General features: G+C 67.1%; 21 protein-coding genes. 13 read left to right on the top strand and 8 right to left on the bottom strand.

The features are described from left to right. Positions 1–969, bottom strand: coding sequence for an NAD(P)H-dependent flavin oxidoreductase (locus MTY59_RS20860; RefSeq protein WP_221042838.1), 969 nt, complete (start codon positions 967–969; stop codon positions 1–3). Next, the gene (locus tag MTY59_RS20855) at positions 966–1,346 is read right to left on the bottom strand and encodes an NYN domain-containing protein (protein WP_221042837.1); all 381 of its coding nucleotides are present in this window, start codon (positions 1,344–1,346) and stop codon (positions 966–968) included. The genes MTY59_RS20860 and MTY59_RS20855 overlap by 4 nt, the downstream gene beginning before the upstream one ends. Before the next feature lie 78 nt (positions 1,347–1,424). On the opposite strand from MTY59_RS20855, the gene MTY59_RS20850 reads away from it, so the two are divergent. The 7 genes from MTY59_RS20850 (at position 1,425) to MTY59_RS20820 (ending at position 7,861) form a co-directional block, all read left to right on the top strand. After that, complete coding sequence (locus MTY59_RS20850) at positions 1,425–2,609, top strand: acyl-CoA dehydrogenase family protein (protein ID WP_221042836.1); 1,185 nt, start codon at positions 1,425–1,427, stop codon at positions 2,607–2,609. Between the two features lie 220 nt (positions 2,610–2,829). Continuing rightward, positions 2,830–3,732, top strand: a complete 903-nt coding sequence (locus MTY59_RS20845) for an NAD-dependent epimerase/dehydratase family protein (RefSeq protein WP_221042835.1) — start codon at positions 2,830–2,832, stop codon at positions 3,730–3,732. A gap of 14 nt (positions 3,733–3,746) precedes the next feature. Continuing rightward, a complete protein-coding gene (locus tag MTY59_RS20840; protein ID WP_221042834.1) occupies positions 3,747–4,199 on the top strand; it encodes a helix-turn-helix transcriptional regulator in 453 nt (150 codons plus the stop codon). A 4-nt stretch (positions 4,200–4,203) separates the two neighbouring features. Then, positions 4,204–4,614, top strand: a complete 411-nt coding sequence (locus tag MTY59_RS20835) for a VOC family protein (protein ID WP_221042833.1) — start codon at positions 4,204–4,206, stop codon at positions 4,612–4,614. A gap of 103 nt (positions 4,615–4,717) precedes the next feature. Continuing rightward, positions 4,718–6,172 (top strand): aldehyde dehydrogenase family protein, encoded by a 1,455-nt coding sequence (locus tag MTY59_RS20830; protein WP_221042832.1) that lies wholly within the window; start codon positions 4,718–4,720, stop codon positions 6,170–6,172. Positions 6,173–6,319: 147 nt separating this feature from the next. Beyond that, the gene (locus tag MTY59_RS20825) at positions 6,320–6,988 is read left to right on the top strand and encodes a hypothetical protein (protein WP_221042831.1); all 669 of its coding nucleotides are present in this window, start codon (positions 6,320–6,322) and stop codon (positions 6,986–6,988) included. Positions 6,989–7,018: 30 nt separating this feature from the next. Then, on the top strand, positions 7,019–7,861 hold the full coding sequence (locus MTY59_RS20820) for a class I SAM-dependent methyltransferase (RefSeq protein ID WP_221042830.1): 843 nt from the start codon (positions 7,019–7,021) through the stop codon (positions 7,859–7,861). A 10-nt stretch (positions 7,862–7,871) separates the two neighbouring features. On the opposite strand, the gene MTY59_RS20815 is transcribed toward MTY59_RS20820, so the two are convergent. After that, on the bottom strand, positions 7,872–8,720 hold the full coding sequence (locus MTY59_RS20815; protein ID WP_221042829.1) for a glycoside hydrolase family 16 protein: 849 nt from the start codon (positions 8,718–8,720) through the stop codon (positions 7,872–7,874). Between the two features lie 923 nt (positions 8,721–9,643). Between MTY59_RS20815 and MTY59_RS20810 the strand changes: the two genes are divergently transcribed. The 5 genes from MTY59_RS20810 (at position 9,644) to MTY59_RS20790 (ending at position 15,619) form a co-directional block, all read left to right on the top strand. Then, positions 9,644–11,452, top strand: coding sequence for an acyl-CoA dehydrogenase family protein (locus MTY59_RS20810; RefSeq protein WP_221042828.1), 1,809 nt, complete (start codon positions 9,644–9,646; stop codon positions 11,450–11,452). Further along, positions 11,392–11,955 carry an acyl-CoA dehydrogenase family protein gene (locus MTY59_RS20805; RefSeq protein ID WP_284145700.1) on the top strand — a complete coding sequence of 188 codons (564 nt, stop codon included), beginning with the start codon at positions 11,392–11,394 and terminating at the stop codon, positions 11,953–11,955. Before MTY59_RS20810 ends, MTY59_RS20805 begins: the two co-directional genes overlap by 61 nt. Before the next feature lie 17 nt (positions 11,956–11,972). After that, a complete protein-coding gene (locus MTY59_RS20800) occupies positions 11,973–13,346 on the top strand; it encodes a 4-hydroxyphenylacetate 3-hydroxylase N-terminal domain-containing protein (protein ID WP_221042826.1) in 1,374 nt (457 codons plus the stop codon). 135 nt (positions 13,347–13,481) lie between these two features. Further along, positions 13,482–14,681 carry an LLM class flavin-dependent oxidoreductase gene (locus MTY59_RS20795; RefSeq protein WP_221042825.1) on the top strand — a complete coding sequence of 400 codons (1,200 nt, stop codon included), beginning with the start codon at positions 13,482–13,484 and terminating at the stop codon, positions 14,679–14,681. Beyond that, complete coding sequence (locus MTY59_RS20790) at positions 14,678–15,619, top strand: LLM class flavin-dependent oxidoreductase (RefSeq protein WP_221042824.1); 942 nt, start codon at positions 14,678–14,680, stop codon at positions 15,617–15,619. Before MTY59_RS20795 ends, MTY59_RS20790 begins: the two co-directional genes overlap by 4 nt. Here the strand turns inward: MTY59_RS20790 and MTY59_RS20785 are convergent. From MTY59_RS20785 to MTY59_RS20765, 5 genes are all read right to left on the bottom strand, one after another. Continuing rightward, complete coding sequence (locus MTY59_RS20785; RefSeq protein WP_221042823.1) at positions 15,566–16,336, bottom strand: SDR family NAD(P)-dependent oxidoreductase; 771 nt, start codon at positions 16,334–16,336, stop codon at positions 15,566–15,568. The genes MTY59_RS20790 and MTY59_RS20785 overlap by 54 nt on opposite strands. Then, positions 16,333–17,037 carry a GntR family transcriptional regulator gene (locus MTY59_RS20780; RefSeq protein WP_221042822.1) on the bottom strand — a complete coding sequence of 235 codons (705 nt, stop codon included), beginning with the start codon at positions 17,035–17,037 and terminating at the stop codon, positions 16,333–16,335. Before MTY59_RS20780 ends, MTY59_RS20785 begins: the two co-directional genes overlap by 4 nt. Next, a complete protein-coding gene (locus MTY59_RS20775; RefSeq protein ID WP_221042821.1) occupies positions 17,030–17,671 on the bottom strand; it encodes a carboxymuconolactone decarboxylase family protein in 642 nt (213 codons plus the stop codon). The genes MTY59_RS20780 and MTY59_RS20775 overlap by 8 nt, the downstream gene beginning before the upstream one ends. 115 nt (positions 17,672–17,786) lie before the next feature. Continuing rightward, on the bottom strand, positions 17,787–18,464 hold the full coding sequence (locus tag MTY59_RS20770; protein ID WP_250160615.1) for a TetR/AcrR family transcriptional regulator: 678 nt from the start codon (positions 18,462–18,464) through the stop codon (positions 17,787–17,789). Between the two features lie 106 nt (positions 18,465–18,570). Beyond that, entirely contained in the window at positions 18,571–19,344 is a 774-nt protein-coding gene (locus tag MTY59_RS20765) for an enoyl-CoA hydratase/isomerase family protein (protein ID WP_221042820.1), read from the bottom strand. A 65-nt stretch (positions 19,345–19,409) separates the two neighbouring features. Here MTY59_RS20765 and MTY59_RS20760 point away from each other — a divergent pair, with 65 nt between their 5' ends. Further along, positions 19,410–20,561 (top strand): LLM class flavin-dependent oxidoreductase, encoded by a 1,152-nt coding sequence (locus tag MTY59_RS20760; protein WP_250160614.1) that lies wholly within the window; start codon positions 19,410–19,412, stop codon positions 20,559–20,561. The last annotated feature ends 74 nt before the right edge of the window (positions 20,562–20,635 follow it).

Raw genomic sequence — 20,635 nt, 5'->3', positions numbered from 1 at the left:
CTAGGCCTCTTCGAGTTCGGCCCGGCCCACCCTCTCCGACGTGGCCGCCAGCAGCTCGCGGCAGCCTCGCCACATCTCGTTGATGATGTCGGCGGCCGGCGGCAGATCCTGAATGCGCCCGGCCACCTGACCGGTGTTGGCGACGCTGGCATCCAGGTCGCCCTCGAAGTAGAGCCGCTGCACGCGTTGTAGCGCCGCGGCGCCCTCTTCGGCGGATGTCGTGGTGTCGAGCCGCTCGGCGGCCGGGGTGCGGATGACGCGCATCATCCGCGTGCCGTCCAAGGGGAGCATCACCGTGCCGGTCTCGTCGGCGTCGACGACCGCCTGTTTGAGGTTGCCGTGCACCGGCGAGTCCGCCGAGGCCAGCAGCCTGGTGCCCATCTGCACCGCTTCGGCGCCGAGAACAAACGCGGCCGCCATGGACCGCGCGTCGCAGATCCCTCCGGCGGCCACGATCGGGATATCGACGTGCGCGGCCACCAGCGGCAGCAGCACCATGGTCGATGCGCCGAACCGGTTCTTGAATCCGCCCCCTTCGACGCCCTCGACTACCAGCCCGTCCACTCCGGCATCGACGGCCTTCTTGGCCGCGGCCAGTGTGCCCACCACGTGGAACACGGTGATACCCGCGTCGTGGAGACGTTCGGTGAACACCGATGGGCTGCCGGCCGAGGTGGTGACGAACCGAATGTCGTTGGCGACAAGCAGATCCAGCATCGCCGGGTCGCGGTTGAACAGCAACGCGATGTTCGCGCCGACGGTACCGCCGGTCAGTTCGCGCACCCGTCGCAGGTCGGCGCGACCCTGGTCCGAGGTGGTCTCGATGATGCCCAGGGCGCCGGCATTGGATACCGCGGCGGCGAGCTGGGCGCCCGCGATGTAGGTCATCGGGGCCTGGATGATCGGGACGTCGATGTGTGCGAGCCCGCAGACCCGGTTGGGTGCCGGACTCGGGCAGCCGGTGGTCATCGGTCCCGCGGATCGATCAGGTCGCGGAAGGCCTCCGACCGGTGGACCGATGCGCCGAGACTTCGCACTCGCTCGGTCAACGCTCGGTCGGACGTCACCACGCGAATCTCGTGCGGCGCAGCATCGGCCGCGACCAGCCGGACGATCTCGTCGTCGGCCGAATTCGCGGCCGCCCTGGGTGCGTGCGCAACCTCGACCACCGATGACGCGATGGCCGCCGACGGCGGTCGTTCAAAAACCACCGTCACCGTTTCTCCTTGACCCGACGCCCATCGGTCCAGGCTTTCCACCAATGTGACCATGGCACCGTTACGGTCTTTCCACCAGCCATCGGGACGACTTCCGATCACATTCATGCCGTCGACGATCCAGCGCACAACCCACACCGTAAACGACCCGGCGCGACCGATTGATTTTCGTTCGAGAAGCCATCAGTGGTTGATACGGTCACCGTCATGACCTCGCTCGCCGACACCGAAGACCGGGTGATCGCGCTGGCCCGCGGTATGCGGGACCTGGTGCGCGCCGAAGCCGCCGAATCCGAGCGGGCGCGAACCCTCACCCCGGCGATCGTGGACGCGATGTGGGCCAGCGGGCTGATGTCGGCGTTCAACCCGATCGTGGCCGGCGGTGTCGAGCCGTCGTTCACCGAGATGATCGAAACCTGGATCGAAATGGCTTGGCAGGATGGCTCATTCGGCTGGGTCGGGATCGCCAATCTGCCGTCCTCCTTCGCCGCGGCGGCCTACCTGCCCGACGATGGCTTCGCCGAAGTGTTTACCGCGCACGACAACCGGGTCACTTTGGGTGGCCAGTTCTTTCCCAACGGGCAAGGCGCCGCCGTCGACGGCGGCTACCAGGTGACCGGCGCGTGGAACTTCGGTTCGGGCACCGGTCACGCGCAATACGTTGCGGCCGGCTTCCTGCCGATGGACAACGGCGAGATGCGCTGGATCAGTGAGGGTTTCCCGGAGATGCGGGTCGCGGTGATTCCGCGGGAGGAGATCAGTTTCAACGACGGCTGGTTCGTGCAAGGGCTGAAGGGAACCGGCTCCTACGACTACAGCGCTCAGGAGTTGTTCGTGCCCGAGAGCCGCACGTTCGAGCTGTTCGCGCGGCAGCCCTACCGGGGGACCTCGCCGGCCACCCGGATGGGGCTGATGCCCGTGACCGCCGCCGGGCACGCCTCGTGGGCGCTGGGCGTGGCCAAGAGCATGCTCGACGACGTCCAAGAGTTGGCCGCGACGAAATTCCGGATGAGTGACATGGCGTCGCTGGCCAGCCGCCCCACCTTCCAGAAGGGGCTGGCGCACCACCGCGCCGCCTGGCGTGCCGCCCGCCTCTTGGTGCTCGACGCGTTCACCACCGCCGAGGCGGCGGTGGCGTCCGGGCAGGACCTGACGCCGGCGCTTCGCGCCGACATGCGGGTGGCCGCCGTCTATGCCACCGACACCGCCCGCAGCTGCGCCGAATGGGCCCACCTGGTCGCCGGGACCAGCTCGATACGGGAGGGTAGCCGGCTGGAGCGCGCCTTCCGGGACATCTACACCGGAACGCAGCACGCCTTCATCAGCGAGAAGGTCGCCATCGACGTCGCCCAGATCTGGCTGGGCATCATCGACGACCAGCCCGGGTTGTAAGTCACCGACCTCGGCTCGAATCGGCGTCGGCTCGACTGAGCCGGGGCCGAGCACAATGCGCAAAACCCCGAAATCGTGGGTTATCCCGACTATCGCCTAAAAGCGCGACACTGGTGCGGGCGCGCCGTAACTTCGGTTTCACCGATAAGCAGATGAGCAGAATGCGCGAAAGCACGATCATCTCTGTCGGGATGCGCGCCTCCTCGCTACCATTCACCGCATGCGCGGCTCAAAAATCCTGATCACCGGCCCGACCGGTCAAATCGCCACCCCCATAGCCCGGGCGCTTGCCGCCGACAACGAGGTCTGGGGAATCGCGCGATTCACCGACCCCGCCGCACGCGAACGCCTCGAGAAGGCCGGGATTCGTTGCGAGAAGGTCAATCTGGCGGCCGGTGACTTCACCACTCTGCCAACGGATTTCGATTATGTCCTGAACTTGGCGGTGGCCAAGAGCGGAAGCTGGGACAAGGACCTGGCGGCCAACGCGGAGTCGGTCGGCCTGCTGATGGCCCACTGCCGCAACGCGAAGGCTTTTCTGCACTGCTCGTCGGCCGCCGTGTACGACCCGCCGGACGACGACCCCCGCAGCGAGCGATCCGCCCTGGGCGACAACCACAAGCCGTTGTTCCCCACCTATTCCATCTCCAAGATCGCCGGGGAAGTGGTCGCCCGGTCGGTGGCGCGCGTCGTCGGCGTGCCCACCACGATCGCCCGGCTCAACGTTCCCTACGGCGACAACGGCGGCTGGCCGTTCTACCACATGGAGATGATGTTGGGCGGCATCCCGATTCCCGTTCCGCCCGGAGAACCCGCGCGCTACAACCCCATTCACGAGGACGACATCATCGGGACCATCCCGAAGCTGCTCGAGGTCGCGTCGGTCCCGGCGACCACCGTCAACTGGTGCGGCGACCAGACGGTCAGCCTGCAGGAGTGGTGCGACTACCTCGGCTCGCTCGTCGGCAGGGAACCGATCTTCGAGGCGAGCGACCAAGCGCTGCGCGGCAATCCCACCACCATCGACCGGATGCACGAACTCATCGGCGGCACCTCGGTCGACTGGCGCGACGGAATACGCCGCATGGCGGCCAAATTCCACCCCGAGCTCGTCGGCGTTTAGCGGCGGCATCGCAAGTGACCAGCACATCCGAGGCGGCGGCGCAGCGCCTGCGCACGCTGGTCCTGTTGCGCCGCGTCCGCGACCGCATCGACCGGGACTACACGCAACCGTTGGACGTCGAAGCGCTCGCGAGCGGGGTGCACATGTCCGCCGGCCACCTCAGCCGCGAATTCCGGCGCGCCTACGGCGAATCGCCGTACTCCTATTTGATGACTCGCCGCATCGAGCGCGCCATGGCGCTGCTGCGCCGCGGCGACCTGAGCGTCACCGAGGTGTGCTTCGCAGTCGGGTGCTCGTCCTTGGGCACCTTCAGCACCCGGTTCACCGAACTGGTCGGTGTGCCACCCAGCGCGTATCGGCGCCGAGCGGCCGGCGCGCTGGCCGGCATGCCGCCATGCGTGGCCAAACAGGTGACGAGACCGATCAGGAATCGAGAAGCATCCGCCGTCGGGCCGCACCTAGCCTGACCGCATGACCATCACCATTCACTCGAGCTTCCTTCCCCATGAGGACCCCGAAGCATCGCTCGCCTTCTATCGCGACGTCCTCGGGTTCGAGGTTCGCCTCGACGTCGGCAAGGGCACGATGCGGTGGATCACGGTCGGTCCGCCGAACCAACCCGATACGTCCATCGTCTTGAACCCGCCCGCCGCCAACCCGGGCATCACCGACGACGAGCGCCGCACCATCGCCGAGATGATGGCCAAGGGCAGCTACGCCACACTGCTACTGGCCACCACGGACCTCGACGGCACCTTCGAACGGCTGCAGGCGGGCGACGTCGACATCGTCCAGGAGCCCACCGACCAGCCGTACGGGCTGCGGGACTGCGCGGTCCGCGATCCCGCGGGGAATCTCATTCGGATCCAACAACTGCGCTGAGCCGATCGTGCTTGACCAGCCGTGTGCACAATGCTAAGCAAGTGCTCAGCACTGAGCGCATTGGGCGCCGGGGCGCCACGACTGGCGATACGAAGGGGATCAGATGACGGTGCAGGCGGTATTGGATGACATTCGCAAGCGCCCCGGAACGGGTGACGTCATCTCGGTCATCGATCCCGCGACCGAGGAGACGATCACCGAATTCACCGACTGCGGCCAAGAAGCGGTCAACGACGCCGCGGCGAAAGCGAAGGCGACCTTCGAGTCGGGGGTCTGGGCGGACCTTCCCGGCCGCGAGCGGGCCAAGATCCTGTGGCGGATCGGCGAGCTGATCGACGAGCACGCCGAGGAGTTCGCGCAACTCGACTCGCTCAACACCGGCATGCCGCTGATGCAGGCCCAACTGCAGATGTCGACCTGCTCGGAGTTCTTCCGCTACTACGCCGGTTGGTGTTCCAAGATCAACGGCGTCGCGTACGACGTGAAGACCGACGGCATCGCCACCGACAACTACGTCAACATGCACGCCTACACGCTCAAAGAGCCGTACAGCGTGGTGGGCCTGATCTTCCCGTGGAACGGCCCGATCTTCAACGCCAGCGCGAAACTTGCGCCGGCTTTGGCCGCGGGCGGCAGCCTGCTGGTCAAGCCGGCCGAGGAGACGCCGCTGTCGGCGCTGCTGTTGGACAGGCTCATTCACGAGGCCGGCGTGCCCGAGGGGGTCGTCAACCTGTTGACCGGTTACGGCCACACCGCGGGCGCCGCGATCACCGCGCACCCCGATGTCCAGAAAGTCGCCTTCACCGGCTCGACCGAGGTCGGCAAGGAGATCGTGCGAGCCTCGGCTGACAACCTGAAAAAGGTCACGCTCGAACTCGGCGGAAAATCGCCGGTGCTGATCTTCGACGACGCCAACCTGGACAACGCGATCATGATGGCGTCGCTGGGCATCTTCGTGCACTCCGGCCAAGGCTGCGTGTGCGGGTCGCGCATCTTCGCCCAGCGCGGCGTCTACGACCGGGTCGTGGAAGGCATTGCGATGATGGCGAATTCGTTCAAGCTGGGCGCCCCCAGCGAGGAGGGCTGCGTCAGCGGCCCGCTGATCAGCCAGAAGCAACTGACCCGCGTCATGGGCTTCATCGACGAGGGCAAGAGGGACGGCGTCGAGGTGGTCACCGGGGGCCACCGGCTGGACCGCAAGGGCTACTTCGTGCACCCGACGGTGCTCACCAACGTCGACACCAGGATGCGGCTGTACCAACAGGAGATCTTCGGGCCGGTGGTCACCATCCTGCCGTTCGACGACGAGGACGAGGCCGTGGCCCTGGCCAACGACACCACCTACGGCCTGGCGGCCACCGCCTGGACGGAGAACCTGGGCCGGGCCCACCGCATCATGAGGCGGCTGCAGGCCGGCAGTGTCCAGGTCAACTGCCAGTTGGTCTTCGACCACGATGTGCCGTTCGGCGGCTACAAGCAATCCGGCTGGGGTCACGAGTTCGGAAAAGAGGGCCTCGAGATCTACCTGAAGACGAAGTCGGTCTGGGCTCAGCTCTAACCTGTTGTCTCACAACCGAAGGCCCCGGACCCTTTGCAGCGGGTGAGGAACCCGACGGAGGCCACCGCGGCGACGGTCCCGCCGAATATTGGGCGGCGGCCTCGCGGGCGCTCTAGTCTGCACAACAGGGGGAGAAGGGTTGGCCCGATGAACGTGGTGCCCCGGATGGCGCAGGTCTGGATCGCGTTGCCGGCCGCGCTGATGGCGACCTCGACGGCCGGCCCCGCGGGTGCCGATCCGCCGGCCACCCAGGTGATCACCGTGATGGCCGTCGGACCCAGCGGCGAAGCGATCAACGGGTACAAGGTGGCATCCGGGCCGGGCAACGTCGCGCAGGCCGGCGACTGCTCGGAACCGTCACCGTCGGCGGTTGCCGACAACGTCTACCACTGTTCGCCGAGTGCGGCCGGAGCCGGCACCTGCTGGCCGTCGACGCCGGGATCGCTTCTGTGCGTGGACAATCCGTGGGACATGCAGATGCACCGGGTGATGTTCGACGGTCAGCTTCCGCCCGTGCACCCGACCGCCACCCCGGACCCGTTCGCGCTCACCCTCGACGACGGCACCCGCTGCCTGCTGCGCAACGGCGGCGCGTGGGGTGGGCGAGCCGACGGATACACCGGCGTCTACGGATGCGGCAGCGACCTTGCCGTGCTGTGGTTGCCCAGCCAGGGCGCCGGATCCTGCATCGACCGCTCATCGCCGGCGTGGACCGTCAAGGTCGGTCGCCTCGGCGCGCCGGACGCGGCTCTTCCGCCTCCTGCGACCCGCACCGTGACCGAGGCCTGGCTCGCCGGAGGCAGGGCTGGTCAGTAGGGCCCAGACGGTAGTGCTATAACGCAACGTATGTCTGGTCCAGCGCACACCATTACCCACGTTTCCGACACGGCCCGGTGGACGGCGCTGCACCGTGCAACCGAATCGGCCCGCCCCGATGCGCTGTTCAACGATCACCTTGCGGAACGCCTCGCCGGTGAACAGGGCCGCGCGATCGTCGACAACGTTCCATGGACAGATCGCAGCGGTTGGTGGCTGGTCGCACGAACCAAGCTCATCGACGATGCCATTGCCAACGCACTCGCGCACGGCTGTGACCGCGTTCTGAACCTGGCCGCCGGTCTGGACACCCGGCCCTATCGCCTCGACCTCCCACCAAACCTCACCTGGATCGAGGCCGATCTACCCAAGCTGCTCGCCGAAAAGACGCAAGTACTTGCCGATCAGGCCCCGCGCTGCCGGCTCAACCGCATAGCGGTTGACCTGGCCGACCCCCACGCCCGAGACAGCTTCTTCAGTGAAGCGCTGGACGGCGCGACGAAGGCCTTTGTGCTGACGGAGGGGCTGTCGATGTACCTGGAGGCCTCCGACATCGCGGCCCTTTCGGGTGCGATCAAACGACCCCAGGTCGCCTGGTGGATGATCGATTTCGCCTTTCCCGGCCTGAAAAAGCGGATCAACAAGAATGTCGCCGGGATTTCGGAGAACGCACCCTTCAGGTTCGCCCCCGAAAACGGGCTCGCCTTCTTCGAAGACCTCGGCTGGCGAGCCGTCGAAGCGGAATCGCTGCTGGTGGCCGCCAGACGGTTCGGCCGCTTACCGATATGGATGCGCCCGGTTTCCTGGCTGCGATCTGATTTGCGGCATCCGGGTGGCAGGCCCACGACTGCGGTCGCGCTGCTGACGCACTGAGACGTGCCGCCTACCAGACGCGTATCCAGTCGATGAGCATGTCGGCGGGGTAGGTGCCGGGGCCCGGGTCTTCGCCACCAGATCCGGCCACTGCCAGGTTGAACACCGGATAGACCGTGTATCCCGCCCCGTTGAACGGCCAGTCGGGCAGCGAGCTCGCCGGCACGTCGAAGTAGGGCGCAGCGCCGTCGGTGTAGTCCTTCCAGAACCGGATGCCCGCCTCGTCCCACTGAGTGCGCCAGGTATGCCAGGCGCTGTCCACTGCGATGTTGTGCGTCTTCCATTCGCCGCCGTTGGCCTTGGCGTGCACGGTCGTGGCCGACGGCCATTTGCCGTTGCCGTACCACTCCATGACGTCGATCTCGCCCTGATCGTCGTTGCCGAGCCAGTACGCGGGCCAGGCGCCCGGGGTCAGGCAGTTCAGTTTGATCCGGGCTTCCCAGGTGTGGCCGACGCCGCCGCGCCACACGCTTTGCACCTTGCCGCTGTAGTAGGTGGGCCCGTCCTTGGCCGCGCGCAGCACCAGGTTGGAATTGCCGTCGACGAACACGTTGCCACGATCATCGCGATACTGCCCGATGCGCTCGGGCTGCTCCCAAAAGGTCGGGTCCTTGATTGTCTCGCGGGCTTTGGCGATCGCCCATTTCGACGCATCGGGGGCGGAGCCAGCCGGACCGTCGAATTCGTCCGAGAAGATGTAGCTCGCGGATTGGCCGCTGGGCGCCGCCGGCGGCGGTATCCGACCGGCAGGTTCGTCCTGTCGTCGCGGATAGGCCCCGGCTTTCGGGGCCGGCAGCGCGGCTGCCAGCACGCCGATCCCGGTTGTCAGAATCATGCGACGGCGATCGATCTCCGGCATAAGCAATGGACCCTAGCAGCCAACCGGGCATGAGGCTCAAACGGGAATTCTGTCGGTGCCCGTCGCTATGGTTCTGATCGCGGTCGTTCCAGCACGGACGACAGCGCGCAGTGGCAACGGATTACGTTCGCAAATTCATGGCCAATTCTCACCTAGACGGGTGGTTTGGTCTCAGGATTCGGCGGGCATTCTGGAATCACGATCCGATAACCACACTGTTGTAGCTTTTGCGGGTGGTACTGAGAGGAGTGACGATCGTGGCGAATACACAAGAAGGCACGGTTATATTCCTCCAGTCCCATCCAGCATGGGCTGCCGCTCAACGTCGCGAACGCGAACGCAATGAAGCAATGCGCCGTCATCCGTCTTTCCGCGCCCGCCAGCGCGCCGCAGTTGGTAACCCGGTGGTTCCGATGGTCCGTAACTTCAAGCTGTACTCGAGCGGGAACACTCCCGCCTGAATTCGCCGTCAAATTGGCGCGATCCCGTTCGCATCCGGATCCTAAAAGCACGCCGCGGAGCAAATAGTTAATCCGTCGGCGTCGGAGAAACTCTCAAGTCCTAGTTGAGGTATTTAGAGGCGTCCCCAAAGCTACTACCATTCGTAGTAGTCATTGGTTGGGAGCTGACAATGCCCGACGACTCGGACGCGGTGACAACATGGGTGCGCTACCCGCAGCAAAGGGCCTTTGCCGCCGCATTTGACCCGGTGCCGTCGATCATTCGCGGATCGGCTCCGCGGGCCCCGCGAGGCGCGAAGAGGCCTTGATGCGTCGACGCGACCCCGCCGCGAAATGATTTAGCCTACTGACTGGCCGGTGACGCCGACCGTCGACGCGATTGCATACAACCGGCCGGGTGTCCCGGCAACCGGCAGGCTTTCGGTTATTGACACCCGTCAAATCGGCTCTACTGTATACAAAATGGCCGTCTCGCTCGACGCGCTGTCGTCTGCCTCCGAACTCGACGAACTGCGCGCCATGGTGCGCAAATTTGTCAGCAAGCGCCTACCCCTGCACCAAACGCGGCACACCGATCCCGCGGCGGCACGTGAGGCGGGGTGGACCGAGCTCGCCGAATTGGGACTGCTCGGGATCGCCGTTCCGGAGCGGTACGGCGGCAGCGGTGCCGGCCTGGACGAGCAGGCGGTCGTCTGCGAGGAACTCGCGCGCGAGCTGGCGGCACTGCCCTATTTGGCCACCACCTGCCTGGCGGCCGAAGCGCTGCTGGCCTCCGGCGACGACACCGCGTGCGCGGAACTGCTGCCGAAACTCGTCGCCGGTGAGCTGACCGCCACACTGGCCGACGGCACCGGCCGGGCCGAGCGCCAGGGGACGGATTGGGTGATATCCGGCGAATTCCAGCACGTTCCCGACGGCGCCGACGCGCACGTCGTCCTGGTCGCCGCGGATACCGACGGCGGCACCACGCTGTACGCCGTGACAGGCCCCGACGGTATGGACCGCGAGCGGCTGTCCACCCTGGACCCCAGCAGCGGACTCGCGAATCTCCGGTTGACCGCCGCCCCGGCCCGTCAGGTCGGCGCGGCGGGTGCGGCCGAGGCGGTGCTGGCCCGGGTGCGCCTGCGCGCGACGGCACTGCTGGCCGCCGAGCAGGCGGTACTCGCCGAGCATTGCGTCACGCTCACCAAGCAGTATCTGTTGGATCGCCGGCAGTTCGGCCGGCAGATCGGGGCGTTCCAAGCCCTCAAGCACCGCCTCGCCGACGCCACGGTGCGGGCCGAATTGTGCGCCGGTAGCGCCTGGTATGCGATCCGGCAGCTGGCCGACGATGCTGCCGACGCGGAGTTCGCCGTGACGGTGGCCGCGGCGGGGTCCGGGGACGCAGCCGTCCAGAACGCGGCCGAGATGATCCAGCTGCACGGCGGCATCGGCTACACCTGGGAGCATGTCGCGCACCTGTACCTGCGGCGCGCCAAGGCCAACCAGTACGTGTTCGCGACGCCGTCGGCGCACCGCGACCGGCTCGGCGTGGCGGTTGCCGAAAACCGTTCGGCGGCAACGGCAACCGTTTCGGCCGAGGTCCAAGGCCAATCGCCTGCGCTCGACGAGCTGCGCCGGTGGCTGGCCGACAACGCGACCGACGAGCTCGCCAACGACCACACACCGCCGCCACCCGGCGAGAGATATTCGCCCGTGCGGCGCGACTGGTATCGCCGCCTCGGCGAGGCCGGCTGGGCCACGCCGACCTGGCCGGCCGAATACGGCGGGCGCGGCCTGGGCCGCGACGAAGGCGGTGCCGCAGTGGAGGAGCTGCGCCGCCGCGGCATCGACCGGCCCGAGGAGGATTTCGTCGGCGTGTGGCTGGCGGGGCCGACGATTCTGCAGTGGGGCACCGACGAACAGCGTGATACCTACCTACGACCGCTGGCTCGCGGGGATCACCGGTGGTGTCAGCTGTTCAGCGAGCCCGGCGCCGGGTCGGACCTGGCGTCGCTGTCCACCTCGGCCGTGCGGATCGACGACGACCGCTGGCTGGTCAACGGGCAGAAGATCTGGAGTTCGTTCGCCAACACGGCCGACTTCGGGCTGCTGATGGCCCGCACCGATCCGACGCTGCCCAAGCATGCCGGCATCACGTATTTCCTGCTCGATATGCGCACGCGGGGCGTGGAGGTGCGGCCGCTTCGGCAGATGACCGGCGACGCCGAATTCAACGAGGTCTTCCTGACCGAGGTGTACTGCCGGACTCGGCGCGCCTGGGCCCACTGAACGCCGGATGGAAGGTCGGTATCAGCACGCTGATGCAGGAGCGCAACAGCCTCACCGGGCCTCCCGTCGTCGGGCCTGGAGTGGCCGACCAGCTGATCGCCGAAGCGGTGGACAGCGGGGCGTGGCTGCGCGCCGACGTGCGAGATCGCTTGCAGCACATGCTCGTCGACGAACGCGCGCTGCAGAGCGCTAGCTTCCGGGCCAGCGTCGCCGCGGACCGCAACCCCGGGGCCATCGACTCGATCCGCAAACTCGTCAGCGCGGACCTGCATGAGCGCGCGGGCCGCATCCGTATCGACCTGCAGCCCGAACTCACCATGGGCTGGCCCACCGGTACCGAAATGCCGCCGGGCACAAGGTCATTCCTGGAGATGAAGAAATACTGCATCGCAGGTGGCACCTCGGAGATCCAACGCAACATCATCGCCGAGCGCGTGCTCGGACTCCCCCGCGAAGCCGACCCCGACCGTGACAAGCCCTTCAACCAGCGGACCAGTCGATAGAGGAGAGCGCACCGACCATGATGACCGGCGAGCAGTACAAAAATTCACTTCGCGACGGACGGCGGATCTACCAGGACGGCAAGCTGGTCACCGACATGGACACCGATCCGCTGCTGGCGCCCGCGCTCGACGCGGTGGCCGCGGGCTACGACGAGTACTACCGCCCCGACGCCGACGCGGTGAACCCGTTGGTGGAGGCGCCGCGCAGCGTCGAGGAACTGCGCGATCGGGTGCCGATCCTCACCGCCATGGACCTGCTGCTCAACGTCACCTACCAGTCGCTGATGACGCTCGTGGTGGCGGCGGCGCGACTGGCCGACGCCCATCCCGAGTTGGTCGCCCGCATCGATGGCTATGTGGCACAGGCACGCCGGGACGACATCCGAATCGCCGAATGCATCACCGACTCCAAGGGCGACCGATCGAAGGCGCCGTCCGCGCAGGACGACGCCGACCAATACGTGCGGGTGGTGGAGCGCCGCGACGACGGCGTGGTGATCCGCGGCGCCAAGCTGCACATCAGCGCCGCACCGTTCGCCCATCACCTGATGGTGATGCCGACCAAGTCGATGAAGCCGGGGGAGGAGGACTACGCCATCGCCTGCGCGGTCCCGGTCAACGCCCCCGGCGTACACGTCATCAGCCGCACCGTGCAGGCCCGCGGCGGCGACGAGCGCGACTACCCGGTGAGCGCGCGGCGCAGCATGCCCGACGGGTTCGTGATCTTCGACGACGTGTTCGTCCCGACCGAGCACGTCTTCCTCGATGGCGTTGCGACACAGGCCGGAATCTTCGCGCACTCACTGGGCCTGTGGGAGCGCCTCGGCGGCACCGCGGTGATGGTGGAACAGGCCGACGAGATGGTGGGCCTGGCTCAGTTGATGGCCGAGGCCAACGGCACCGCCCGGGTGTCGCACATCCGGGAGAAGATCGACGAGATGATGATCCATGCCACCAACCTGCGGGCCGGCATGGAGGCCGCGATCAGCAACGCGCACACCACGCCCGAGGGCTACTACTATCCCGACGACCTGTACACGAACGCGACCAAATACCTTGGCGCGGCGAACTTCAACTTGATGGTGCGGCACTTACACGACATCGCCGGCGGCGGAGTGATCACCACGCCGTCCATGGCGGACCTGGACAACCCGGACATCGGCCCGCAGTTGCGCAAGTATTTGACCGGGGCATCCGAGGTATCCGGAGACGCGCGCGCCAAACTGTTCCACGCCATCCGTGACACCACCGCCGATTCCTACGGCGGCTGGCACCTGGTGACCAATGTGCAATCCGGCGGCGGGCTGTTCGCGCAGCGGCTCGTGACGCGCAAGCACTACGACATGGAACGCGCCAAGCGCCTGGCGCGGCACGCCGCCGCCCTGGACTAGTGGCGATCGCAAGCGCGGCGTTGCCGGGCGCGGCGGGTCGCCACCATTGGACTTAGGCCGGTACCCCAACCGTGCCCTCGCGCCCGCACGGCACGACCGCTTGCATGAACGTGAACGTAGACGTAGATTCAAGCCATGCGCTTTGGTGTCTTCATCGCCCCGTATCACATGGTCGGCGACAATCCGACGCTCGCATTCGAGCGTGACCTGCAATTAGTCGAGGCCGTAGAGGAGCTCGGCTACGAGGAGGCCTGGTTCGGCGAACACCACTCGGGCGGAACGGAAATCATCGGCGCGCCGGACCTGATGATCGCGACGGCCGCCGCCCGCACCAAGCGCATCCGGTTGGGCACCGGGGTGGCGTCGTTGCCGTACCACCACCCGTTCATGTTCGCCGACCGCATGGTGCAACTCGACCACCTGACCCGTGGGCGCCTGATCGTCGGCGTCGGGCCGGGCGCGCTGCCCGGGGACGCCTACATGATGGGCATCGAGACCACGCGCCAGCGCGACATGATGCTCGAGTCCCTCGAGGCGGTACTTGAACTGTGGCGCGACGAGGCACCGGTGAACCGGCAGACCGACTGGTTCACGCTGCGTGACGCCCGATTGCAGCTGCGCCCCTACAGCAAGCCCAACATCGAGGTCAGCGTGGCGGTGACCGCATCCCCGTCCGGCCCGGTGGCGGCGGGCAAATTCGGCATCGGGCTGCTGTCGATCGCGGCCACCCAGAAGAAGGCCTTCGATGCGCTGGCCCGAAATTGGCGCACCGCAACAGAAACCGCCGCCGCGCACGGAACCACCGTGAGCCGGCAGGGCTGGCGGATGTGCGGGCCGATGCACATCGCCGAATCCGAGGAACAGGCCCGCAAGGACGTCGAAGCCGGTCTGGCGCAATGGGTCGACTACTTCCAGAACGTCGGGGCCATACCGATTCTGGGTGATTTCGATCCCGGCGAAGACATCGTGTCCGCCGTCAACGAGACCGGTGTGGGCGTCATCGGCACACCCGACATGGCGATCGAGCAGCTGCGCCGGCTGGAGAAGCAGTCCGGGGGCTTCGGCACCTATCTGCTGATGGCCCACGAATGGGCCAACCGCGAGGCCACGCTGCGCTCCTACGAGATGATCAGCCGCTACGTCATGCCCGCGTTTCAGGATTCCCTCGAGCCGCTCGAGCGCAGCCGCGACTGGACGATCTTCCATCGTGAAACGCTGATGGGCAACATCACCAACGCGATCGTCGGTGCGACACAGCAATTCCTGGAAGAGCGCGACGCCCGTCGCCGCGCCGAGAACGAGGCCGAGACCGACGCCCTGCACGCGGGCCGGTGACCGACTTCGGAGCGCTGCTGTTTCCCAACGTCGCCTGGGCCACGCTGGCGGCCCGTTGCGAGCGGGCCGAGGAGTTGGGCTTTCGCAGCCTGTGGATCGACGACCACGGCGCCAATCCGCAAGCGCCCCGGTCGAATTGGTTCGACGCCTTCACCACGCTGGCCGGTTTGGCCAACTGCACCCGCCGCATTCTGCTGGGGCCGTTGGTGTCCAATGTCATCCTGCGCCATCCGGTGATGCTGGCCCGTCAGGCCATCACCGTCGAGAACATGTCCGGCGGCCGCCTGCAACTGGGTATCGGAGCCGGATACGCGCCCACCGATCACGAGTTCGTCGGCACCGAACCCTGGGCGCGCGACGAACGCGCGGCCCGATTCGCCGAAGCGGTCGAGCTGGTCGATGGGTTGCTGCGTGCCGAACCGGTGGACTTTTCCGGCGCCCACTACGCCGTACGCAACTTCCGGTTGCGGCCCGCGCCGCTGCAACGGCCCCGGCCGCCGATCTGCGTTGCCGCACATGATCGTTCGAGCCTGCGATTGGCCGCGCGGTTCGGTGACATCTGGAGCTCCTTCGGCGGATGGGGGCTGTCGTCGTCGGAGTTGCTGGACATCACCGCGCGGCGGTCGGCTTCCCTCGACGAGTTCTGCGCCGAATTGGGCCGCGACCCGGCCACCATCCGCCGACAGATCCTGGCCGGCAGCCCGGCCACCACGCCGGATCCGATCTGGTCGTCGGTCCAGGCGTTCGATGAATGGGTGGCCGGCTGGCAGCAGCTGGGCATCGACGAGATTGTGCTGTACTTTCCGCCGGACCTGCTCTACGAGCCGGACCTGATCGACCCCGCCGTCACCGAACACCTGCGGGGCCTGTTATTCGCCCGCCGGTCAGGTGATCAGGGCGCCGCCGTCAACAGGCAGCACCGCCCCACTGACAAATGAGGACGCCGGGCTCGCCAGGAACAACACCGCGGCGGCGACCTCGTCGGGTTCGCCCAACCGCGCCGCCGGTACCCGGGACGCCACGAAGTCGTCGTTGAACCCGTCCGGCGTGAGTTCGGTCAGCCCGGTGGACAGGAACCCCGGCGCCAGGGCATTGACCCGAATACCCTTGCGGCCGGTCCACTGTCGGGCCAGATCGCGGGTGAGTCCCAGCAGCCCGGCCTTGCTCGACACGTAGCCCGCCTGCGGCAGCGTCGTCGTGGTCACCCCCAGGATGCTGCTGATCATCACCACGGCTGAACCGGGCCGCATCACCCGCCCGCACGCCTGGCTCATCCAGTAGGCGCCCATCAGGTTCACCTCGATGGTGTGCCGGAACTGTTCGGGATCTTCACGCGTCGCCGGAGCGGCGGTGCCCACTCCGGCGTTGTTGACCAGCACGTCCACGCCGCCGAACCGATCGACGACCTGATCCGTCGCGGCCGCGCATGATCCGGGATCGGCGACGTTCACCCGGAAGGCCGCCGCGTCGATGCCGTCATCACGCAGCTCCGCGCAGCGCGCTTCGACCTGCTCGAGACGCCGGCTCGCCAGGGCAATCCGCGCCCCCGCGGCGCCCAGCGCCCGCGCGATCGCCAGCCCCAATTCGGACGTCGCCCCCGTCACGACGGCGACGCGATCGTCCAACCGGAACCGCTCGCCGACGCCGACGGTCACGAAGCGTGCGTTTCGGACTCGCGATCGTGCTGCGACCTCAACGAGAGCAGGGAATCGCGGCCCTGCAGGATGTGCTCGGCCATCAGCGCGCCGGCTCGCACCGGCTCACCGACCGCGATGGCGTCGCGCACCATGCGGTGGAATAGGTTCGACCGCTCACGTTCGTCCCGGGTCTGATGCCGAAACACCTGGTATACCAAGGGAATATCGACGGCGTGTTCCAGCAGCGCGGACAATCGCCGATGCTGCGCGCCCACGACGATGGCCTGATGAAAGTTGCTGTTGGCGGTGGTAATACGACGCAGTCCGTCGTCGGCCGAACCGCCGGACATCAGCTCGATACCGTGGTCGAACTCGGCGATCGCGGCGTCGAGCGCCGCGATGCCGTCGGCCCCCATTCGGGTCGCGGCGCGTTCGGCGGCCAGCGACTCCAACCGGGCGCGCAGCTCATACTGGTCACGGATGTCGGTGTCGGACATGGTCGCGACGATCGCACCCCGGTTGCGCTCGATGGTGACCAGCCCGTCTGCCGCCAAGGCCCGCAACGCTTCTCGGACGGGGGTTCGGGACAGGTCGAACATCTCACCGATGCGTTGTTCGACCAGGCGCGACCCCGGCTCGAATTCACCCTCGGCGATGGCACGCCTGATCAGCCGGTACGCCAGCTGCGAGCGGCCATCCATTTCGCTCACGTCAGTCACGCCCGGACGTCGCGGCGCCGATGTCGAGCACACCGCCGCCTTCCGTATCGACAACCTCGACCGTCGGGTCGTCCACGTCGTCGAACTCCAGCCGCAAGGCACGCGACATGATCGCGTGCATCACGTACATCGTGGTGGTGTAGGTGAATTCGAGGATCTCGGTATCGGTGAAGACTTCCCGCAACTGGGTCATCAGCCGCTCCGGCACCCGGCCATGCTGTCCCGCAAGGCAATCCGCGTAGGCCAGCAACAGGCGCTCGGTCTGATCGAAACAATCCGCGGTCTGCCACGACGGAATGGCCTCGATCTTCTCCTCGGACAGCCCCGCGGACCGGCATGCCTTGCAGTGCTGGGAGTAGACGAACTGGCTGCCGACCACCCAGCCCGCCCGGATCTGGCCGAGCTCGCGGTGATCGGCCCGAATGGAGACCTCTTCGCGGTAGAAGCGGAAGCCACGCACGGCGTGGCGCAGGGCGGCGGGGGATTGCGCCATCACCGTCCACCAGTTGCCCGGAGTGCCGCCGAGGGTGCCGGGCTCGGCCACCGGGTCACGATCGCCGAACATGAAGTCGTACATCTTCAGGGTGAACTCGTCGGTGACTTCATCGCGCGGGATCGGCTTCAGACGCGGCATTGCGTCTCCTCTCGGCAGGCAGCAGGGACTCGCGATTGCATTCAATCTTAGGCTCGGTCACCGCGTCAACGCAGCTCGCCGCCGCACAAATCGCGCGATTGCGTACAGTCTGGGGTCAGGGCCGCAAGCCGGAGAGCACCATGGCGGCAAAGGCGTCGCCGATCTCGTTCAGCGAGTTGCGCCCGCCGGGGACATACCACCGGTGAATCCAGTTGTGCATGCCCAGGATGCCGAGCATCGTCAGGCGCGGGTCCAGATCCGAGCGGAACACGCCGCCCGCCACCCCCTCTTCGATGATCGCCAGCAGCGTCTTGCCGTAGGCGTCGGCGTTGGTGACGATGCCCTGCGCCTCGGGAATGGTTGCGATGTGCTGACTTTCGCCGAACAACAGGAAGAGCTCGGGGTAGGTGGCGAGGTCGGTGATGTAGGAGTCCAGTGCGCGACGCAACTTCTCATCGGGTGACGCGTCCGATTCGAGCGCTTCGCGGCAGTGCCGGGTCATCTCGTAGGCCGGCTGCTCGATGAGCGCGACCAGCAGTTCCTCTTTGGTGCCCACGTAGTAGTACAACGAGGCCCGGTTGATGCCCACCTCGGCGGCGACGTCTTCGAGCCGCGCCCGGGCGAAGCCCTCGCGACGGAAGACTTCCGCGGCTCCCTTGAGGATCGTCTGCCACCGCTCGTTGGACGCGCGGCGGTCGGCGTTGCGCCGTTCGTGGCGGCGCCGAGCGTTATCGCTCTGCTGGCGTACGGCTGGAATCGTCGGCCTCCTGGTGTGCGGGTGCTGCGATGTCAAAATACGCCATCGGGCGAGCTGACCTGAGCATTAACACGTTTATCAACGTGAACGTTGACGTTGACAAATCTCGGGCGGCGTCTTAGCGTCGCTACTGATGCAAGCCTCACGCGCGGCCCAGCTTCGCCATCGCGGCGCGGAAATCATCGTGCTCCATGGCGGCCGCCTCGAGGGCCAACGAGAACGGCAGCACCGCACCCGAGGCCATCGCGAGCAGCCGATTCACCGCCGCCTTGGTGCCCTGCACCGCCTGGGGGGCCAGCGCTGCGAGTCGTTGCGCCATCGCCATGGACGACGGCAGAACGTCGGCCGGCGGGACGACGCGGGAGACCAGCCCGAAGCGTTCGGCTTCCGCGGCACTGAGCAACTCACCCGTCATCAGCAGGTATTTGGCGCGGTTGAGCCCGACGAGCAGCGGCCAGATCACCGCGGCCCCGTTGCCCGCCGGCAGCGCGGCGTGCACGTGCAGGTCGCCGAGTTTGGCCGCCTCCGACATGTACGAGACGTCGGCCAGGGTCGCCAGCACCGCACCGAGCCCGATCGCGTGGCCGTTGACCGCGGCGACCAGCGGCTTGGTCAGCCCCACGATGTCGTCGACGATGTGGCGCGCCTCCTCGATAGGGGTTCGCCCCGAGCTGGGCGAGTACTCGCGATCGCTGGATTCGTCGCCGCCGGCGGAGAAGGTTCGGCCCGCCCCGGTCAGCACGACGGCACGCACCCGGACGTCGTCCTGGGCCGCCGCGAACACCCGCGACAGTTCCGAATGCATCACGTCGTCAACGGCGTTGGCCTTCTGCGGGCGGTTCAGCGTCAGCACCGCGACGGCGGTCGCGCCGTTCACGGCGACGTCGATGGTGCGGTACGCGGCGGGATCGAGCATCAGGCGCCCCCTTGCTTGGACATATTGAGCATGAACGTTGACGTAGACTATAGGAGCTGGACGGCATGTTGAGGTTCGGAACATTCATCGCCCCGTACCACCCGGTGCGGGAAAGCCCGCTGACCACCTACGAGCGCGACCTCGAGCTGATCGAGTTGTGCGACCGGTGGGGCTTCGACGAGGCATGGGTGGGCGAGCACCACTCGGCGGCGTGGGAGAACATCGCCGACCCGGCGATGTTCCTGGCGGCGGCCGGGCAACGGACCCAGCGGATCAAGCTCGGTTCCGGAGTGGTCAGCCTGCCGTACCACCACCCGATGATGGTGGCCGACCGATTCGTGCAGCTGGACTACCTGACGCACGGCCGGGCGATGCTCGGCGTGGGCCCGGGGGCGCTGATCTCCGACGCCACGATGATGGGCATCGACCCGAGCACGCAGCGACCCCGAATGAACGAGGCCCTGGGCGTGATCATCCGGCTGCTCGCCGGTGAGATCGTCACGCATCACAGCGACTGGTTCACCCTGAATGAGGCTCGGCTGCAAATGCTTCCGGTGAACGGGACGATGCCGATAGCCGTCGCGTCCAGCACCTCGCCGTCGGGCATGACCGCGGCCGGCACACACGGGGTGGGCGTTCTTTCGCTGGGCGCCGGGCTGATCGGCGGCAAGAAGGACCTCGCGGCGCACTGGGCGCTCGGCGAGAAGGCCGCCGCGGAAACCGGCAAGCAACTCCGCCGCGACGAGTGGCGCCTGGTGATCCGGGCCCACCTCGCGCACACTCGCGAACAGGCCAAGGCCGAGGTGATCGAAGGGCGTGAAGCCGAACGCGTCGGGTACTTCAAGCGGGTCGCCGGGCTGAAGAACGACTACACGCTGGAGCAGGAAATCGAAGAGGACGCCGCGATCGTGGGTACGCCGGACGACATGATCGAGGCGTTGCACCGGCTGCAGAACATCACCGGTGGATTCGGTGGCTTCCTGGTGCTGGCCGGGGATTGGGCGGACCGGGAGGCCACCCTGCGCAGCTATGAATTGATGGGCCGCTACGTGATTCCCGAATTCCGGGGCCACATGGATCCGCTGCGCGCCAGCTACGACATGGTGGTCGCGAAGAAGCGCGACTACGGCGCGCCCGCGATGGCCGCGATCAAGAAGGCCTACGAGGACGCCGGACAGCAGATGCCCGAGGACCTCAACCCCACCAACCTGCGTTAGGCGTGGGCCGGGCTCGGGCAGCCCCGGCGCCGAACAGCGGCCACGCGTGAATCCGCTAGCACATCTGCTAGCGG

It is taken from the genome of Mycobacterium senriense, assembly GCF_019668465.1.
In the GTDB taxonomy this organism is placed as follows: domain Bacteria; phylum Actinomycetota; class Actinomycetes; order Mycobacteriales; family Mycobacteriaceae; genus Mycobacterium; species Mycobacterium senriense.
This window is presented reverse-complemented; position numbering and strand designations above follow the sequence as displayed.

Bases quoted from the DNA above. Each gene is read 5' to 3' on its own strand.
- MTY59_RS20860 (WP_221042838.1), bottom strand. From the start codon at position 969: ATGACCACCGGCTGCCCGAGTCCGGCACCCAACCGGGTCTGCGGGCTC.
- MTY59_RS20850 (WP_221042836.1), top strand. From the start codon at position 1,425: ATGACCTCGCTCGCCGACACCGAAGACCGGGTGATCGCGCTGGCCCGC.
- MTY59_RS20845 (WP_221042835.1), top strand. From the start codon at position 2,830: ATGCGCGGCTCAAAAATCCTGATCACCGGCCCGACCGGTCAAATCGCC.
- MTY59_RS20835 (WP_221042833.1), top strand. From the start codon at position 4,204: ATGACCATCACCATTCACTCGAGCTTCCTTCCCCATGAGGACCCCGAA.
- MTY59_RS20830 (WP_221042832.1), top strand. From the start codon at position 4,718: ATGACGGTGCAGGCGGTATTGGATGACATTCGCAAGCGCCCCGGAACG.
- MTY59_RS20825 (WP_221042831.1), top strand. From the start codon at position 6,320: ATGAACGTGGTGCCCCGGATGGCGCAGGTCTGGATCGCGTTGCCGGCC.
- MTY59_RS20820 (WP_221042830.1), top strand. From the start codon at position 7,019: ATGTCTGGTCCAGCGCACACCATTACCCACGTTTCCGACACGGCCCGG.
- MTY59_RS20815 (WP_221042829.1), bottom strand. From the start codon at position 8,720: ATGCCGGAGATCGATCGCCGTCGCATGATTCTGACAACCGGGATCGGC.
- MTY59_RS20810 (WP_221042828.1), top strand. From the start codon at position 9,644: ATGGCCGTCTCGCTCGACGCGCTGTCGTCTGCCTCCGAACTCGACGAA.
- MTY59_RS20800 (WP_221042826.1), top strand. From the start codon at position 11,973: ATGATGACCGGCGAGCAGTACAAAAATTCACTTCGCGACGGACGGCGG.
- MTY59_RS20795 (WP_221042825.1), top strand. From the start codon at position 13,482: ATGCGCTTTGGTGTCTTCATCGCCCCGTATCACATGGTCGGCGACAAT.
- MTY59_RS20775 (WP_221042821.1), bottom strand. From the start codon at position 17,671: ATGCCGCGTCTGAAGCCGATCCCGCGCGATGAAGTCACCGACGAGTTC.
- MTY59_RS20765 (WP_221042820.1), bottom strand. From the start codon at position 19,344: ATGCTCGATCCCGCCGCGTACCGCACCATCGACGTCGCCGTGAACGGC.
- MTY59_RS20760 (WP_250160614.1), top strand. From the start codon at position 19,410: ATGTTGAGGTTCGGAACATTCATCGCCCCGTACCACCCGGTGCGGGAA.